General features: G+C 73.4%; 15 protein-coding genes. 6 read left to right on the forward strand and 9 right to left on the reverse strand.

From position 1 onward, the window contains the following. Positions 1 to 1,245 precede the first annotated feature (1,245 nt). Positions 1,246 to 2,640, reverse strand: coding sequence for a HEAT repeat domain-containing protein (locus ACIQUQ_RS22070; protein WP_403978353.1), 1,395 nt, complete (start codon positions 2,638 to 2,640; stop codon positions 1,246 to 1,248). Positions 2,641 to 2,893: 253 nt separating this feature from the next. After that, complete coding sequence (locus ACIQUQ_RS22075; protein WP_403978356.1) at positions 2,894 to 3,295, reverse strand: ankyrin repeat domain-containing protein; 402 nt, start codon at positions 3,293 to 3,295, stop codon at positions 2,894 to 2,896. A 312-nt stretch (positions 3,296 to 3,607) separates the two neighbouring features. Between ACIQUQ_RS22075 and ACIQUQ_RS22080 the strand changes: the two genes are divergently transcribed. Continuing rightward, positions 3,608 to 3,802, forward strand: coding sequence for a hypothetical protein (locus ACIQUQ_RS22080; protein WP_030199023.1), 195 nt, complete (start codon positions 3,608 to 3,610; stop codon positions 3,800 to 3,802). 45 nt (positions 3,803 to 3,847) lie between these two features. Continuing rightward, a complete protein-coding gene (locus tag ACIQUQ_RS22085; protein ID WP_403978359.1) occupies positions 3,848 to 5,458 on the forward strand; it encodes a hypothetical protein in 1,611 nt (536 codons plus the stop codon). Positions 5,459 to 5,512: 54 nt separating this feature from the next. Here the strand turns inward: ACIQUQ_RS22085 and ACIQUQ_RS22090 are convergent, their stop codons facing one another. Beyond that, positions 5,513 to 7,012: a PLP-dependent aminotransferase family protein gene (locus ACIQUQ_RS22090; RefSeq protein ID WP_403978362.1), complete on the reverse strand. Its 1,500-nt coding sequence runs from the start codon at positions 7,010 to 7,012 to the stop codon at positions 5,513 to 5,515. 165 nt (positions 7,013 to 7,177) lie between these two features. Between ACIQUQ_RS22090 and ACIQUQ_RS22095 the strand changes: the two genes are divergently transcribed. From ACIQUQ_RS22095 to ACIQUQ_RS22105, 3 genes are all read left to right on the forward strand, one after another. Next, positions 7,178 to 7,963, forward strand: a complete 786-nt coding sequence (locus ACIQUQ_RS22095; RefSeq protein ID WP_403978365.1) for a glycerophosphodiester phosphodiesterase — start codon at positions 7,178 to 7,180, stop codon at positions 7,961 to 7,963. Positions 7,964 to 8,027: 64 nt separating this feature from the next. Next, entirely contained in the window at positions 8,028 to 9,422 is a 1,395-nt protein-coding gene (locus ACIQUQ_RS22100; RefSeq protein ID WP_403978368.1) for an MFS transporter, read from the forward strand. A 255-nt stretch (positions 9,423 to 9,677) separates the two neighbouring features. After that, complete coding sequence (locus ACIQUQ_RS22105) at positions 9,678 to 10,052, forward strand: RNA polymerase-binding protein RbpA (protein ID WP_003959706.1); 375 nt, start codon at positions 9,678 to 9,680, stop codon at positions 10,050 to 10,052. Positions 10,053 to 10,176: 124 nt separating this feature from the next. On the opposite strand, the gene fxsA is transcribed toward ACIQUQ_RS22105, so the two are convergent. The 4 genes from fxsA to ACIQUQ_RS22125 form a co-directional block, all read right to left on the reverse strand. After that, on the reverse strand, positions 10,177 to 10,764 hold the full coding sequence (fxsA, locus tag ACIQUQ_RS22110) for an FxsA family membrane protein (protein ID WP_403978371.1): 588 nt from the start codon (positions 10,762 to 10,764) through the stop codon (positions 10,177 to 10,179). 116 nt (positions 10,765 to 10,880) lie between these two features. Next, positions 10,881 to 11,675 (reverse strand): polyprenol monophosphomannose synthase, encoded by a 795-nt coding sequence (locus tag ACIQUQ_RS22115; protein ID WP_403978374.1) that lies wholly within the window; start codon positions 11,673 to 11,675, stop codon positions 10,881 to 10,883. 326 nt (positions 11,676 to 12,001) lie between these two features. Next, positions 12,002 to 13,645 (reverse strand): amidohydrolase, encoded by a 1,644-nt coding sequence (locus ACIQUQ_RS22120; protein WP_403978376.1) that lies wholly within the window; start codon positions 13,643 to 13,645, stop codon positions 12,002 to 12,004. A 177-nt stretch (positions 13,646 to 13,822) separates the two neighbouring features. Then, positions 13,823 to 14,263 (reverse strand): Lrp/AsnC family transcriptional regulator, encoded by a 441-nt coding sequence (locus ACIQUQ_RS22125; RefSeq protein WP_399947838.1) that lies wholly within the window; start codon positions 14,261 to 14,263, stop codon positions 13,823 to 13,825. 215 nt (positions 14,264 to 14,478) lie between these two features. Between ACIQUQ_RS22125 and ACIQUQ_RS22130 the strand changes: the two genes are divergently transcribed. Beyond that, positions 14,479 to 14,892, forward strand: coding sequence for a hypothetical protein (locus tag ACIQUQ_RS22130; protein WP_403978378.1), 414 nt, complete (start codon positions 14,479 to 14,481; stop codon positions 14,890 to 14,892). A 61-nt stretch (positions 14,893 to 14,953) separates the two neighbouring features. Here the strand turns inward: ACIQUQ_RS22130 and ACIQUQ_RS22135 are convergent, their stop codons facing one another. Continuing rightward, complete coding sequence (locus ACIQUQ_RS22135; protein ID WP_403978380.1) at positions 14,954 to 16,045, reverse strand: phosphotransferase family protein; 1,092 nt, start codon at positions 16,043 to 16,045, stop codon at positions 14,954 to 14,956. A 52-nt stretch (positions 16,046 to 16,097) separates the two neighbouring features. After that, positions 16,098 to 17,171, reverse strand: coding sequence for a hypothetical protein (locus ACIQUQ_RS22140; RefSeq protein WP_403978829.1), 1,074 nt, complete (start codon positions 17,169 to 17,171; stop codon positions 16,098 to 16,100). Positions 17,172 to 17,378: the final 207 nt, after the last annotated feature.

Consider the following 17,378-nt stretch of genomic DNA (forward strand, 5'->3'; position numbering starts at 1 on the left):
GACAGGGCACCCCGGCCCGGAAGGCAAAGACCTCGGCGGACAACCCCAGAAAAGACGCCCAGGGGACACCTCATGCATTCCGGTACCGGGTGCGCGTCCCGGTGTCGGGGTGCGGGCCCGCCCCACGGGGCGGACGCGTCAGCGTCCGTAGGCCCGCCACTCGGCATAGCGGCCTCCGGGCCGCCTGTGCCCCTTCATAAGCCGCCAACGATCGCTACGCGCTTCTCATATCTCAGCGACAGGCGGCCGTCTGGGGCTGGGAAGAGATGGGGGCGGGGATGACCTGGATTCAGTGTCCATTTCGCGCAACTGGCGGGCGGGACGGCCCGCCAGCCGCCCAGCGAGAGCGGCACGCGGCCATCGTGGGCGGCTCTCGTCCCACCACGACCGGCCTGGCGGACGCTGAGACGTGAAAAGCGCCTACACATCGCTGGCGGCCTACGTCCCACCACGACGGGCCGGTCATCGCGTGACGGGAGAAGCACATGCGATCGCTGGCGGCCTATGTCCGACCCCAGACGGCCGTCCGCCGCCCTGAGGCAGGAGCGCGTAGCGATTTGTGGCGGCTTATGAAGGGGCACAGACGGCCCGGAAGTCGCTGAGACGGGCGGAGGGCCTACGGACGCTGACGCGTCCGCCCCTCGGGGCGGGGGCCGGGCCTCGCTGCCGCGTCACTCACCCGGTACCGACTGGCCTGGGAGGTCCCCCTGGGCGTCTTTCCTGGGGGTGTCCGCCGAGGGCTTTGCATTCCGGGCCGGGGTGCCCTGTCAAGGGTGGAACGAAGTGGAATCGCCGCAGGCGACGCGACGAAGGAGCGCCCTTGACAGGGTGCCCCGGCCCGGAAACCCTCGGTCGGCGGACAACCCCAGATACGTCCAGATCCCTCAGACCGGCCCAGGAGATGCCGCCATCCGGCGCCCTCGCTGATCCCGGCCCAGGGGTACCGCCCTCCGCCCACCTCCCCACACCGCCTCACGCGGTGCCGCCCCTCCGCCCACCTCCCCACACCGCCTCACGCGGTACAGCCCTCCGCCCACCTCTCCGACCTCGGGCACGTAGTGCCGGTCGCGGAGTGGCCGCCGCGTCCCGGTGCCGGCCCGCGGCATGCCGGGCTTCGGCCGGTTCCTGATGCCGGCCCGCCACCGCCCCCAACCCCTGGAGCCCCCGCCCTTCGTGAAGGGCAGGGGCTCCAGGGGTTGCGTGGGCCGCACGCGCGCCGCGCGCCGCGTGCGACGCGCGTCGGGGTCAGGCCACTCGGGGGTCTATGCGGCTGCGGACCGCCGACTGGACTTCCTCTTCCTCCGCCGGGTCCGCCGCAAGGCGGCGGAGGCGGTCCACCACTCGGGCGTCGCCGGTCTCCGCGTGGCGGGCTGCGATCTCCCTCGTGGACTCCTCGCAGTCCCACAGGCACTCCACCGCGAAGCCCGTGGCGAAGGACGGGTCCGTGGCCGAGAGGGCGGCCGCGGCGCGGCCGCGGAGGTGGGACGAGGCCGTTTCGCGGTAGACGTGGCGCAGCACCGGCGCCGCGCAGGCGATGTGGAGGCGGCCCGTGCCGTCCACCAGGGGCCAGAGGGCGGCTGCGTCGGGGCCCGAGGTGCGGACCGACTCCCTGAGGGCGCCCAGGACCAGCGGGGCGTCGGCGGCGTCGCCGTGGGCGGCCAGCATGCGGCCGGCGGCGGCGCCGAGGGCGTCCGGGCGGTGGACCCAGGCGCGGGCACGGTCGACGGCGGCTTCGGTGAGGAGGCGTTCGTACGCGGCGACCGCGGCGTCGTCCTCGGCGGCCGCTTCGATCAGGTCCAGCACGGCCGGGTTCTCCGGCTCGGCGGTGACCAGGTGGTGGAGGGCGGTGGCGCGGGCGGCCTCGGTGCCCGTGGCCGCGGCCGCGAGAATGCGGGGGCGGTCCTCCGGGGTGGCGACGGCGGCGAGACAGCGGGCGGCGGGCACGTGCAGCGGGGTGCCGCGGCGCAGGCCCTGCTCGGCCCATTCGAAGACGGCGTCGACGCTCCAGCCGGGGCGGGGGCCGGCCGGGGTCATCTGGCGCTGCCAGCGGTCGAAGGAGCCCTGTTCGCGGGCGGCGGAGAGGCGTGCTGTGAACTGCGGCAGCTCCTCCCACAGGCGCCAGGGGCGGGGCTCGTAGGCGTCGCGTACGGCGGCGGCCAGCCGCGCCGCGCCCTCCGGGGTCTCCGGGAAGCGGGCGAGCACGGGGGCTCCGAGTGAGCGCAGGCCGGCGTCGTCGTCGCGGACGGCGAGCTCGTCCAGGGCCCAGGACCAGTTGGCGCCCGTGGCGGCGTAGCGGCGCAGCAGCATGAGCGCGTCGTCACGGCCGTACGAGGCGAGGTGGCCCAGGACGGAGAGGGCGAGGCCGGTGCGGTTCTCGTCCTCGTCGAGGAGGTCCTCGGCGGAGAAGAGGTGGGCCTCGATGGCGCCCAGGGGTCCGTCGAGGTCGACGTACAGGCGGGCGTAGTAGAGGGAGCGGTTCTCGACCTGCCAGTCACGGCGCGGGTCGCTCAGCACGCACTGGTTGAGTGCCGCGAGCGCGTCGGCGCGCGGCGCCGCGAGCGCGTGCAGCGTCCCGTCGCCTCGGCCCCTCTGGAGGAGGCCGAGCAGGGTGCCGCTTGGCGCTATGGACGGTTCGAACATGGGAATGGCCTCAAATCAAGCTGGGGACGCAACCGGGAAACGGGATTCACGTGGCCGCGTAACAGCATGTCGGGGCGCCCGCAGTCGTCTTCCGCTTGATGTGGACCATCACATTCAGCCTTTCGTCAGTGTCCGGAGCTTCCCCCCGTGATGTCGGGGTGCAAGTCCCGATCCGACGCCATGATGACCCAGCCGGTTTGCACGCCGCGACCACATTTACGGCCTCCCCTGCGGCGTAGCCCCGGCTTCCGGCTCACCGGGCTCCGAAGAGCTCCAGCAGCGCGGTCTTGCCGAACATACGGGCCGTGTCCACAGCGGACGGCGTGCCCGCTTCCGGGTCGGCTCCGCCGGCGAGGAGGGCCCGGATGACGGATTCCTCGCCCTTGAAGACGGCTCCGGCGAGCGGGGTCTGACCTCGGTCGTTGGCGCGATCCGCCTCGGCGCCGCGGGCCAGCAGGGCGGTGACCGCCTCGGCGTGGCCGTGGTACGCGGCGAGCATGACGAGGGTGTCGCCGCGGTCGTTGGTCAGGTTCGCCGGAACGCCGGCGTCCACGTAGGCGGCGAGGGCCTCGGCGTCGCCCTGGCGCGCCAGGTCGAAGATCTTGGTGGCCAGTTCCACCACGTCGGCGTCCGGGGTCTCCGGGGTCTCGCTCATCACTGCCGCCTTCCGCCGCTGTTGGCACGAGTTTCCCCAGGCCGGGCGGGTCTGGGGCGGTACGGCACTGCGTCCGTACGAGTGAATCGACAGGGTACTGCCCCGGCGGGGGCGTGGCGGGACCCGGCCGAGGCAAAGATCACCCGGGAGTGACCCCTCCTGCACCGAGCGGGGCGGTTCCCGCCACCCGAACGCGGCCGGTCAAGTGAAATCCGCCCCGATTCACCCAAATGCACCTTTTATCGCATAGATACTTCCTGTGAGCCTGGAAGAACTCATGGTGACTGTCCCCATCAACCAGGAGAACTTCTCATGGTCCTGAACATCTCAGGCGTCGTGCTGCTCGGCATCATCTGCTTCCTGTTCTTCAGGAAGGACGGGATGAAGCTGTCGCACGCGTTCGTCGCCGCACTCTTCGGCTTCTTCCTCGCGGGCTCCGCCATCGCCCCGAGCATCACGGCGAGCACCGCGAGCATCGCTTCGCTGCTGGGCGGGATCAAGCTCTGATCCCGCCCAGCAAGGACACGAAAGAGACAACTCCAGGAGACGCCCGTGGCCCGGCGACCACTTCCCCGCATCCTCAGCAGCGGCAGCGCGTCGCTGGCCAAGGGCCGCGAGTTCGCGCGCACGGCCGCCGACAGCGCCACGGACGTCATCCATCCGCTCCTCACCGTCGGGCGCGGCCTGCGCGTGCTGGCCGCGACCGCACGGCGCAAGTGGGCCGACACCCCCAAGGACAAGCGTGGTCCCACGCTCTTCCTGGTGGCGGCCTGCCTGCTGGTGGTCGTGCTCGTCCCGTACGGGCCGCTGCTGGCCCTCGTCGCGCTCATGGCCGCGGCCGCGTGGCAGGGCCGGGACCGCACCCCGGTGAAGACGGGACCGAGCGATGCGGAGACGGAACGCCTGGGCGCGCTGTACGAGGCGCTCGTGCCGTACTTCGCCGTCCCGGAGGACCCTGCCCCGCTCTTCGCCCACGGCGGGGAGTGGGACAAGGCCTTCAGCGGCTACGCCTTCGACGAGGGCGGCCGCGTCACCCGGCTGCGGATCCGCTACCCCGCCTACTTCACGGACGGCGAGGCGGCGGCACGGGCGCGGATCGAGCAGCTGCTCGCCGCCAAGTCCGGGCGCGGCCGCGAGTACCTCTTCGAATGGGACGAGGAGGGCAACCTGCTCGACATGACCGTGCTGGCGGCACTGCCGACGGGCATCGCCGCCCAGCGCTTCGTCACCGCCCCCGGCGAGGTGGTCCTGGGCTTCACGGACGCCGGCGGGGTGCAGCGCACGCTGCCCGTCGCCGACGGCGAGGAGACCCGGGACGTCCCGCCGGTGGTGTGGCGGTCCGGTGCCCGTTCCACCGAACCGCACCTGCTGGCCGTGGGCCAGCCCGGCAGCGGCACCTCCACGCTGCTGCGCTCCATCGCGCTCCAGGCCCTGCACCACGGCGGCGACGTGCTGGTGGTGGAGGGCGGCGGCACCGGCGAGTACGCCTGCCTCGGCGGCCGCGCCGGCGTGCTGGCCGTCGAGTGCGGGCTCACGGGGGCGCTGGCCACGCTGGAGTGGGTCTCCGTGGAGACCGAGCGCAGGCTCATCGCCGCCAACCGCGCGCGCCAGGCCGGGCAGCAGGCTCCCGAGGACACCCGGCGCCCGCTGTGGGTGCTGCTGGACCGGCCCAGCGTGCTCGGGCACCTCGCCGCGGCCGAGGGCCGCCCCGATCCCCTGTCGCTGCTGCAGGTCCCCCTGCGGCACGGCCGGTCCGCCCACGTGACGGTGGTCGTCGCCGAGCAGTTCGAGCACCTGGAGCTGCTGTCCGACGCGGTGTACGCGCACACCCGGGCCCGTGTGGTGCTGGGCCCCGCCTCGATCCCGCAGATCGCGGCGATCCTCGGGGTGCCGCCCCACACGACGCCGACCGCGCAGGTCGCGCCGGGGCGGGGGTACGCGCGGCTGGGCTCCGGGCCCGTGCACCGGCTCCAGGTGCCGGCCACGCCCGATCCGTACGACGACACGGCGGCCGCTCCGCACCGCCAGGCCGTGCGGGAGCTGCTGCCGCAGCGCCAGGGGCCGGCCGGTCCGGGTCCGGACACGCCGGCCGGCCTGGAGATCCCGGCGGCGGAGACCGTCGAGGTGAACACGGTCAAGGGCGAGGTCGAGGGCGCCCGCTAGCGGCTTCGCGTACGGCCGGCACCCCTGACGATCCGGGGTGCCGGCCGTGCCGCGTCAGGCCACGAAGGTGCGCAGGGTCTCGGCGGTGCCGGGGCCCGCGGTGTCCAGCAGGCGGGCGGCGCCGGCGAGGCGTGCGGCCGCCTCCTCGGCGACCGGGCCGCCGACGGTGAAGGGCAGCCGCACGTAGCCCTCGAAGGCGCCGTCGACGCCGAACCGCGGGCCCGAGGGGACCCGTACGCCGACCCGCTCCCCCACTTCCGCGAGGCGCGAGCCGGACAGGCCGCCGGCCCGGGCCCACAGGGTCAGGCCGCCCTGAGGCACCTCGAACTCCCAGTCGGGCAGCTCCCGGCGCACCGCCGCGACGAGAGCGTCCCGGTTCTCCCGGGCCTGGGTGCGGCGCAGGGCCACCGCCTCCTCCCAGCCGCCGGTGCGCATCAGCCAGTTCACGGCCAGCTGTTCCAGCACCGGGGTGCCGAGGTCGGCGTAGGCGCGGGCGGCGACCAGGCTGCGGATCACGTCGGGTGCCGCCCGGACCCAGCCGATCCGCATGCCGGCCCAGAAGGCCTTGCTCGCCGAGCCGACGGTGATCACGGTGGAGCCGGCCGGGTCGAAGGAGCAGACCGGGCGCGGCATCTCCAGGTCCGCCTCCAGGTGGAGCTCGATCATGGTCTCGTCGACGACCAGCACGGTGCCCGCCGAGCGGGCGGACTCGACGAGCGCGCGCCGCTGCTCCTCGTCGGCCAGGGCGCCGGTGGGGTTGTGGAAGTCGGCGACGACGTACGCCAGGCGCGGGGCGGCGTCGCGGAAGACCTGGCGCCAGACCGGCAGGTCCCAGCCGGCCAGGCCGTCCGCCATGGCCACCGGCACGAGGCGGGCGCCGGCGGCGCGCATGAGCTGGAGGATGTTGGCGTAGGAGGGCGACTCGACGGCGATGCGCTCGCCGCGGCCGGCGAAGAGGTGGCAGATGGCGTCCATGGCGCCCATCGCGCCCGTGGTCACCATGATCTGCTCGGGCATGGTGGGGATGCCCTTGGCCGTGTACCGGTCGGCGAGCATCCGGCGGAGCGCGGGCAGGCCGGCGGGGTAGTCGCCGTGGGTGTGGGCGTAGGGCGGCAGCTCCTCCAGGGCCCCCTGGACGGCCCGGGTCAGCCAGGGTTCGGGGGCGGGCAGGGCGGCGCAGCCGAGGTCGATGAGGGAGCCGAGGGACTCCGGGGGCAGCGGCTCCAGGCCGCGCGCGGGCAGCGGGTTGCCGGCGGGGACCGCGGTCCAGCTGCCGGCGCCGCGCCGGGACTCCAGGAAGCCCTCGGCGCGCAGGGCCTCGTAGGCGGCGGCGACGGTGGTGCGGCTGACGTTGAGGGCGACGGCCAGTTCGCGCTCGGCGGGGAGCCGGGCGGCGACCGGGACCCGGCCCTCCAGGACGAGCACCCTGATCCCGTCGGCCAGCGAGCGGTACGCGGGGGGCTTGCGGGCGCCGGGCGAGGCCGGGCGCGGCTGCTGGGAGCCGATGAGCCGGGCGAGCTGCGCGGCGCCCACCGCCGAGGTCCACTGAGCCATGCTGTCCGGTCCACCTTCGTCCGATTGGCCATCGAGGCCGTGCCGAGGGGCGCTATTGGATCGCGTTTCCCGGCTCCCAGGGTGTCATGTGGCCTGTGCCCTCCACCAGGGGGGTGTGTGCCTGGTCTCTGTTCACCGCCCGGCCGTCCCGCGTGGCGTGCGGGGATGCATACTGCCGCCGTGACGCACGTACGCACCCCCCACCCGTATCTGGACCACCCCGCCCCGATCCCCTTCGCCCACCGCGGCGGGGCGGCGGACGGGCTCGAGAACACGGTGACCGCCTTCCGGCGGGCCTCCGAGGCCGGATACCGGTACTTCGAGACGGATGTCCACGCCACCCTGGACGGCAAGCTGGTCGCCTTCCACGACCCCACGCTGGACCGGGTCACCGACCGGGCCGGCCGGATCGCCGACCTGCCCTGGCGGGAGGTGAGCGAGGCGAGGGTCGCCGGCAAGGAGCCGCTGCCGCTCTTCGAGGAGCTGGTGGACACCTTCCCCGAGGCCCGCTGGAACATCGACATCAAGGCCGAGTCGGCCCTGCACCCGCTCATCAACCTGATCGCGCGCAGGGGTTTGTGGGACCGGGTCTGCGTCGGTTCGTTCTCCGAGCGCCGGGTGGCGCGGGCGCAGCGCCTGGCGGGGCCCCGTCTCGCCACCTCGTACGGCGTGAGCGGCGTCCTCGGGCTGCGGCTGCGCTCGTACGCGATCCCGGCCGCCCTGCGGGTCGGTGCGGTGGCCGCGCAGGTGCCCGAGACCCAGGCCGGCATCCGCGTGGTCGACCGGCGGTTCGTCGAGACGGCGCACGCGCGCGGCCTGCAGGTCCACGTCTGGACCGTGAACGAACCGCAACGTATGGAGGCTCTTCTCGACCTGGGTGTGGATGGCATCATGACCGACCGGATCGACATCTTGCGCACGGTGCTGGACCAGCGCGGGGCCTGGGCCTGAGCGCCCGTTCCCCCGTGCCGGGTCACCTCCTCCCGTGCCTGACGGGGACAGCGAGGGGGCACGGGTGACTGCGGAGACCACGGACGGGGCGGACGGTCCGCCGGAGGCGGTCGCGGCCGGCGGCGGAGCCGTCGGCACGGCGGCCGAGCGGCGGCGCGAGCAGCACGGCTGGTACTTCTACGACTTCGCGTGCTCGGTCTACTCGACCAGCGTGCTGACGGTGTTCCTGGGCCCGTACCTCACGGCGGTGGCCCGGGCGGCCGCCGATGCCGAGGGGTACGTGCACCCGCTCGGCATCCCGGTGCGCGCCGGGTCGTTCTTCGCGTACTGCGTCTCCCTCTCGGTGATCGTGGCGGTGCTGGTGATGCCGCTGGTGGGCGCCGCCGCGGACCGGCGGGGCCGGAAGAAGCCGCTGCTGGCGGTGGCCGCCTACACGGGTGCGGCGGCCACGGCCGGGATGTTCTTCCTGAGCGGCGAGCGCTACCTGCTCGGCGGCTTCCTGCTGATCGTCGCGAACGCCTCGCTCGCGGTCTCGATGGTGCTCTACAACGCCTACCTGCCGCAGATCGCCGAGCCGGACGAGCGGGACACGGTCTCCTCGCGCGGCTGGGCCTTCGGCTACACCTCGGGCGCACTGGTGCTCGTCCTCAACCTCGTCCTGTTCCAGGGGCACGAGTCCTTCGGGCTCTCCGAGGGCGCCGCGGTGCGGATCTGCCTGGCCTCGGCCGGCCTGTGGTGGGGCGCCTTCGCGCTGATCCCCCTGAAGCGGCTGCGCGACCGGGCGGTGGTGCGCGCCGAGGGCGAGGGTCCGGCGGCCGGCACGGGCTGGAAGCAGCTGGTGGCCACGCTGAAGGACATGCGCAAGCACCCGCTGACGCTGTCCTTCCTGCTGGCGTACCTGATCTACAACGACGGCGTGCAGACCGTGATCTCGCAGGCGTCCGTGTACGGCTCCGAGGAGCTGAAGCTGGAGCAGTCCACGCTGATCGTGGCGGTCCTGCTGGTGCAGGTGCTCGCGGTCGTGGGCGCCCTGGGCATGGGGCGCCTGGCGCGCTCGTACGGGGCCAAGCGGACGATCCTGGGCTCGCTGGCGGCCTGGACGCTGACGCTGGCGGCGGGGTACTTCCTGCCGGCGGGGGCACCGGTGGCGTTCTTCGTGCTGGCTTCGATGATCGGTCTGGTGCTGGGCGGGAGCCAGGCGCTGTCGCGCTCGCTGTTCTCGCACCTGGTGCCGCGCGGCAAGGAGGCCGAGTACTTCTCCGCGTACGAGATGAGCGACCGCGGGGTGAGCTGGGTGGGGCCCCTGGTGTTCGGTCTCACGTACCAGCTGACGGGCAGCTACCGGGACGCGATCATCTCGCTGGTGGCCTTCTTCGCGCTGGGGTTCGTACTGCTCGCACGGGTGCCCGTACGGCGCGCCGTGGAGGCTGCCGGAAACCCGGTTCCGGACCGGATTTAGACGTCGAAGTCAAAGGCCGGTAGTGTACGCCTTTGGCCTGCCAGGCGGACCGTTACTGCGTGCTGAAGAAGTGAAGACGTTGGGTGACATCTGCTGCCAGATGTGACAAAACGGGCATTGGTGGGTACAACAAGGGGCGGCACGACGGGCGACGCATGACCCGGAGCGGGAATCTATACCGCCGACCGGACGTTGTCCGGATGACGACGACAGCGACACCTGTCCTGTGGGCGACAAGCCCGGGAGGCACGATTCATGAGTGAGCGAGCTCTCCGCGGCACGCGGCTCGTGGTTACCAGCTACGAGACGGACCGTGGCATCGATCTGGCCCCGCGCCAGGCGGTGGAGTACGCATGCCAGAACGGACATCGATTCGAGATGCCGTTCTCGGTTGAGGCGGAGATTCCGCCGGAGTGGGAGTGCAAGGCGTGTGGCGCCCAGGCACTCCTGGTGGACGGGGACGGGCCCGAGGAGAAGAAGGGCAAGCCTGCGCGAACGCACTGGGACATGCTCATGGAGCGGCGTACCCGCGAAGAGCTGGAAGAGGTGCTGGCCGAACGGCTGGCGGTCCTTCGTTCCGGCGCCATGAACATCGCCGTACACCCGCGCGACAGCCGCAAGTCCGCTTAATCCGCGTACACGCTGCGATACGAGCCGAGGGCCGTGCCACCTGGCACGGCCCTCGGCTCGTTGTCTTCTCTGCCTGCGCCAGGCCCCCGGACGCTCACAGCGACCGGGGGCCCATGCCATGCCGTCACGGGGTCAGCGGCGGACGCGGACGGTCGTACGGCCCGGCCGGGCCGTCCTCCTCACGGATGACCTCGCCCTGGACGACCTTGCCGTCCGGGTAGCGGATGCGTGCCTGCTGGAAGGCGCCGCCCAGGCTCCCGGAGCCCGCCGCGGCGATCCGGCGCTCGAAGGTACGGCCCAGCGCCTTCGCGATCCGCTCACGGACGCCCGGGACCAGGCACAGCAGACCCGCCACGTCCGAGAGCAGGCCCGGCACCATCAGCAGGAGACCGCCGAGCATCGTCATGGCGTTGCCGCTGCCCCTGCCGGGCGGCGGTGCCGTGGGCATCTCCCCCGCCTGCATCCGGGCCTGCGCCTGCCGCATGCCGTCGGTCAGGTTCTTGAAGGCCCGCCGGCCCGCCCGCTTGATGACCACGGCTCCGAGCACGAAGCCACCGGCCAGCAACGCGAAGACGGTCAGTCCCCCGGCCGCCTCGGCGACCAGGGTCAGCAGCCAGATCTCCAGAACCACCCAGGCCGCCACCGCGAGGGGCAGCACGGAGCGGGCTCGGGATCGCTTGGGGGCCGTCGAGGTGGGAACGCCGGTCATCATGCTCCCAGTGTGCCCGCACCCCTGCCGGACTGGCATAAAGCGGCCGAAGAGCCCGGTGGGCAGGGCGGCTGCGCGAGGGCGCCGGCCACGAGCCCGGCCGCCGGCCCCCGCCGGCCTCAGCCCCGCCGCCGACCCAGAATCTTCCCCGCGCGCGTGGCCAGCCCCCAGGCGGTGACCCGCCACAGGGCCTCCACCACGATGTCGCGGCTCATCTTGCTGTCGCCGAACTCGCGCTCGACGAAGGTGATCGGCACCTCCACCACGTGGAAGCCCGCCTCGACGGCCCGCCGCGCCAGGTCGACCTGGAAGCAGTAGCCCTGCGAGGCGACCTGGTCCAGGCCCAGCCCCTCCAGCGTCTCCTTGCGGAAGGCACGGTAGCCGCCGGTCACGTCGCGGATCGGCACGTCCAGCATCAGCCGGGAGTACGTGCTGCCGCCGCGGGACAGCAGCTTGCGGTGCGCGGGCCAGTTCACGACCCGGCCGCCGGGCACCCAGCGGGAGCCCAGCACCAGGTCGGCGCCCTTGAGGGCGGTGAGCAGCCGGGGCAGTTCCTCGGGCTGGTGGGAGCCGTCGGCGTCCATCTCGATCAGCACGCCGTAGCCGTGCTCGATGCCCCAGCGGAAGCCCGCGAGGTAGGCGGCGCCGAGGCCCTCCTTGCCCTTGCGGTGCAGGACCTGGACGTGGTCGTCCTCGGCCGCCAGCTCGTCGGCGATCTTGCCGGTGCCGTCGGGGCTGTTGTCGTCGGCGACCAGGACGTGCGCCTCGGGTACGGCCGCGCGGACCCGGGAGACGATCGGCCCGATGTTCTCCGCCTCGTTGTAGGTCGGAATGATCACCAGTGCCGTGCCGAGGGGACCGTACTTCCTCCTCCGGACTCCGTCCGCGGGGATACCCACACCGCCGTCGCTCACTGATACCCCTTAACGCGTCCGTTCACAGGGTCCCCACCTTAGCGAGGCGGGCCGCGGGTTCCGCGGATCGGGGCCCGGAGTCCTTCGGGCCGGCCCGGCGCCCGCCGGCTGCGGGCGGCCGGGGCCGTTGTCTACTGGAGCCGGGCCCCACCCGGTTCGCACCGTCCCCCGGGCCCTCGGGGGGAGGGGGGACCCCCACTCGGTGAAACCTTTCCCTGGCCCCCGAGGCGCGGGCGCGCGGACGTACGGGTCCTGCCGAGCGGACGTCCTGTGGTGGACGCCGCAGAAGGTACCCGGCGACCGGCGCCGCCTGTCAAAACGCCTGCTCACCCCTGCGGGCGTACGTACATCGTGCGTCCTCCGACCACTGTGGACAGGCACTCGGGCAGCGGCTGCCCGGGGGTCAGGTCGGGCAGGCCGGGGGTGCCGGAGCGGGGGTCCGTGGACCAGCGCGCGACCCGGTCGTCCGGGGCCTGGACCACCAGGTCTCCGGTCCGCCAGACGGCGTAGTCGGCGGGGGCGCCGGGCACCAGGACGCCCGCGTCGTCCCGGCCGACGGCCCGCCAGCCGCCCCGCGTGTGCGCCGTGAAGGCGGCGCGTACGGAGACCCGGTGCTCGGGCGTGCGGTGGAACGCGGCGGCGCGCACGGTGCCCCACGGGTCGAGCGGCGTGACCGGGGCGTCCGAACCGAAGGCCAGCGCCACCCCGGCGCGCAGCATCGCGGCGAAGGGGTTGAGCGTACGGGCCCGCTCGGCGCCCAGCCGGTCGGCGTACATGCCGTCCTCGCCTCCCCAGGCGGCGTCGAAGGCGGGCTGCACGGAGGCGGTGAGCCCCAGCTCGGCGAAGGCGGCGATGGTCTCGGGGGTGACCATCTCGGCGTGCTCGACACGGTGCCGGGCGGCGCGGATCCGGCCGGTGCCGAGCTTCTCGGCGGCGGCCCGGAAGCCGTTCACCACCGAGGAGACGGCGGCGTCGCCGATGGCGTGGAAGCCGGCCTGGAGCCCGGCCTCGGTGCAGGCGACCACGTGGGCGGCCACGTCGGCCGTCGTCAGGTGGGCCACCCCGGTGTGCGGGGCGTCCTGGTAGGAGGCGTGCAGGCAGGCGGTGTGGGAGCCGAGGGAGCCGTCGACGAAGAGGTCGCCGGCCGCGCCGACGGCGCCGAGCTCGCGGGCCCGGCGGACGTCCTGCTCGGCCCAGTAGCCGAACACCCGGGGACCGGGCTCGGCCGCGGCCAGCTCCAGCAGGCCCGTGAAGTCCTCGGGCGAGGAGATCTCGGGGCCGCCGCACTCGTGCAGCGTGCCGATGCCGAGGGAGGCCGCGTGGTGCCGGGCGGCGCGCTGGGCGTCGGTGCGCTGGGCGGGGGTGAGGGCCGCGTAGGCGGCGGCGCGCACCGCGTGGTGGGCGTCGCCGGTGAGCGGCTCGCCGTCCAGGAAGCCGGTGCGCTCGCGCACGCCGGGGACGAGGTCGAGCAGGGCGGTGGTGACGACGGCGGAGTGCACGTCGACCCGGGTGAGGTAGAGGGGACGGCCGCCGGTGGCGGCGTCGAGCTCGTCGCGGCGCGGCGCGCGCCGTTCGGGCCAGCGCGCCGCGTCCCATCCGTGGCCGAGCAGGACCCGGTCACCGGGCCGCCGGTCGGCGTGTTCGCGTACGAGTTCCAGGGCCCGGCCCAGGGTGGGCGCCCCGGACAGGTCCAGCCCGGTCAGGGCGAGGCCGGTGGCGGTGGTGTGGACGTGGGCGTCGGTGAACGCCGGGGTGACCAGCGCGCCGTCGAGGTCGACGACCTCGTCCACGCCGTCGGCGAAGGCGTCGGCCGCGCCCTCGGAGCCCACCCAGGCGATCTCCCCGCGCTCGACGACCATCGCGGTGGCGAACGGGTCGGCGGGGCTGTGCACCTCTCCTCTGCGGAGGAGGACGGTGCGGTCGGTTCCGGCTGCGGGGGTGCCCGCGGGGGTGGTGGTGCGCTCGGTCATGCGGAACAGTCTCGCGCCTTCGTGGGGCGCCGGTCGCCACCGGGGGGCCGGAGCCTGTCGGACGGGTTCCGCCGCGGCTCCCCGGGGGCCGGGGGATGCCCTTCCGGGCCGGGACGCCCTCCGGGGCCGGCGGGGCCGGCCGGTGCGGGGGCGGGTGGTGCGAGGGGCGGGTGGGGCTCAGACGCGGGGTGGCCGCGATTCGTAGGGGGTGGAGAGGACCACGGTGGTACGGGTCGACACCCCGGCCAGGGCGCGCAGGCGGCCCAGCAGGTCCTCCAGCTCCAGGGGGGTCGCCACCCGGACCTTGAGGATGTAGTTCTCGTCGCCGGCCACGCTGTGGCAGGCCTCGATCTCGGGCACTCCGGCCAGGCGCTCGGCGATGTCGTCCGGTGCACTGGGGTCGAAGGGCTTGACCGAAATGAACGCCGTCAGGGGGAGCCCGACGGCCTCGGGGTCGACGACCGCGGCGTACCCGCGGATCACCCCACGCTGCTCCAGGCGGCGTACTCGTTGGTGGACCGCCGACGTGGACAGGCCGGTGGCCTTGCCCAGGTCCGTGTAGCTCATCCGCCCGTCTCTGACGAGCAGATCCACGATCTGCCGGTCCAATTCCTCCATTGCGCTCATAGCCGCCCAACCTATTGCCCCGGGGCGCTCCCGGCACAGTGGCGATGGCCCCGGAAGTGGCACCTGCGGCAGGCATGTGACCAATGCCACAAGGGTATGAACGCGTACGCCGGAGTGTTGTGGTTACTCGTGCCGCGTGGCGGGAAGTGCTTGCTGTGGCCGAGGCCCGAACCGTCTGCCCGGCCCACCCAAGGGGGAGTACATCCATGCCGATCACCAAGCGTTCCGGGCGCACCGAACCGGAGCCCCTCGATAGCGACGTCCTCGTCGACGACGAGTCCGAGGCCTACGACTCTTTCGAGGTCCACCACGCGACCTGCCCGGACTGCGGGCAGTCGATCGCCCTCGTCGCCGACGAGGAGTTCCTGCCGGAGCACGGGCTCTGCCTGTCCCCGTGGAACCCGTTCGGGCTCACCGTCTGCGGCGGCACGGGCCGTCCGGCCGTCGAGACCGAGCCCTCCGAGGACTCCGACGACGCCGGGGAGCTGGACGTGGTCCTGCTGACGCTCCCTCAGGGACTGGACTGGCGTACCCAGCCGTTCTCGCACGTGGGCGGTCCGGGCTCGCGTCCGGTCCGGATGCAGCTGCCCCAGATGCGGCAGCACGTACAGGCCGCCTGAAGGCCCGTACGCACCACCGGCGCCGGCGCCGCGGCCCGTACGGACCCTGCGGGCCGCGGTGTCACCAGTAGGTGCCCTGCACCATGGCGGCCAGGCTGGCGTGGTGCAGGATCAGGCCGTCCGGGTCCTCGGGTACGGCGACCTCGCCGAAGTGGGCCTGGCGGTAGGCGATCCTGAGCATCACGATCGCGTGGCGCAGGGCCGCGTAGAGGGTGTGGAACTCCATGTCGCGCGGGGTGTGGCCGGTGAGTTCCGCGTACCGCGTCTCGATGTCCTCGCGGCGCAGGAAGTCGGGGAGCCCGGCCTGGCCGAAGCCGACGGTCAGGTCCTGGAAGAAGCGGTGCAGGTAGACGGTCCAGCCGAGGTCCACCTCGCGCGGGGCGAAGGCGGCCATCTCCCAGTCGAGCACGGCCGCGGGCTCGAAGCCGTCGTAGACGATGTTCCCGATGCGCGCGTCACCCCAGTTGAGGACCGCCGGACCCTCGTCCGCGGGCCACAGCTCCTCCAGCCGGTCGAAGGCGCGCTCGATGAGGGGTGAGCGGGAGAGGCCGTCGACCACCCATGAGTAGTAGGCGCGTTGGGCTTCCACGTGCCGGCGCAGCGGGCTGCCGGCGCCCTCCGGGAGCAGGAACTCGGCCTCCTTCGCCGGGAACTGGTCGTGCAGGCGCGCGAGTACGGAGATGCTCGCCTCCTGGAGCCGGGCGCGCTCGGCGTCGGTGGCGGCGTGCAGCCAGTTGCCCTCGTAGGTGTAGGGCATCACGTCGGGCGGTACGCGCCCCTCGGCGCGCTCCATCACGAAGAACGGGGCGCCGAGCGGCGCCGGGTCCTCCTCCAGCCAGCGCACGGGCGGCACGGGCACGTCCGTGTGCCGGGCGACCAGGCTCATCACCCGGTACTGGCGGGGCATGTCGTAGGTCGGGAAGACCGTGTACGCCTCGGGGTCGGCGGCCAGCCGCAGGGCGCAGGCGCGCAGCGGGGTGTCCGGGTGCTCGATGTCGAAGAGCAGGGTCTCGCTGGACATGCCGTTGGACCCGGGTACGGAGACGTTGGCCACCCGCGCGCCGGGGAGTTCCCGGCCGAGCCAGGCGGTGAGCCGCCGGCCGAGTTCCTCGGGGTCGCGGGTGGAGGTGCGGGGGCGGGGCGCGGTTGCCATGCGGTGTTTCCCCTCGGCTGGTGACGGCGGATTCGGGTGGGGTCTCAGGGGCTCAGGGGGCGACGGAGTCGTACCCGGTGAAGCCGCTCGGGTCGTGGCGGCCGAAGCTGCCGTGCTCGAAGATCCCGTAACCGGTCTGCCCGTCGAGGGTGAAGCGGGCCGAGTGGTCGGTGACGCCGAAGGCGGCCATCGGGTGCGCGGCCGGGTCGGAGAGGTCGTAGACGCGGCGGTCGGTCCAGCCGCGACCCTTCCAGGTGCCGTGCTGCCAGTCGGTGGCGGGCGGGTAGCCGGCGCCGATGGCGATCGGGTTGGACGCGAGGATCTCCACGCCGAGTTCGAGGGGCTTGCGGGTGGGGTCGGTGAGGTGGACGACGGCGCGCTCGGGGTGGCGGGTGCCGGAGCGGTAGGTGATGTCCGTGTGCGGCCAGCCGAGTTGGACGTCGGGGCGGTTGCTGCCGTCCGGGTGGACCAGCAGCGCCTCGTTGAGGAAGCGGTGGCCGTCGGCGTCCTCCTGGGCGATGACCATCAGGAAGCGGTCCTCGAAGCGGACCGGGATCCAGAGCCAGTGGAAGCCCTCGGGCCGGTGTTCCTCGGCGGCGCGGCCGCCGTCCTCGCCGGGGATGGGCCGGACGCCCCAGCTGCGGTCGCGGGTGCCCGTCCACTGCCCGGCGGTGACCTCGTACTCCTCTCCCCCGGCCCGGATCAGGCCGGTGACGTGGCCGGCCTGGACGAAGCGGCGGCCCTCCAGCATCAGCCGGTCGCCGCGCCGCTGGACGTGGTGGGGCTCCCAGACGGCCGGGAAGTCGGCGGTCCAGGTGAGTTCGTACGAGAGGCCGTCGGGGTCCTCGGGGTCGGGGTCGCAGCGGAGGGTGATGCGTTTGAGCGGCTCGTCCACGACGATGCGGAGCGGGCCGACGGAGAGGTCCATGCGGTCGTCGCCGAGCGCGTCCGAGGCGCGGACGGCGAGGAGTTCGTCGCCGCGGCGGAGGGTGGCGTACGCGTCGATGACCCCGGTGTTGGGGTAGACGCCGAGCCCGACGATGAGCACGGCCCGGCCCGCGTGGTCGAACACGTGGAAGATGCACCGGTCGTAGGCGTTCCGGTCGCCGGTGACCACGTGCTTCATCGACAGCGGGGCCTGGTGGATCGGGTACTCGTCGAGCGCGATGGGACGATCCGCGGGCACGTCAAACCTCCTGGCTACGGGCGGACAAGCGGATATGACGGTACGTCAGAAACCGCTGCCGGACCATACTCGTGTCACCCGCCGACGGGAAACCGTGCGGGAGCGACGAGGGGACGGGGATGGGACCGGCGGAGGAGGCGCGCGAGG

Origin of the sequence: Streptomyces sp. NPDC101118 (assembly GCF_044759445.1) — a bacterium.
Taxonomy (GTDB): domain Bacteria; phylum Actinomycetota; class Actinomycetes; order Streptomycetales; family Streptomycetaceae; genus Streptomyces.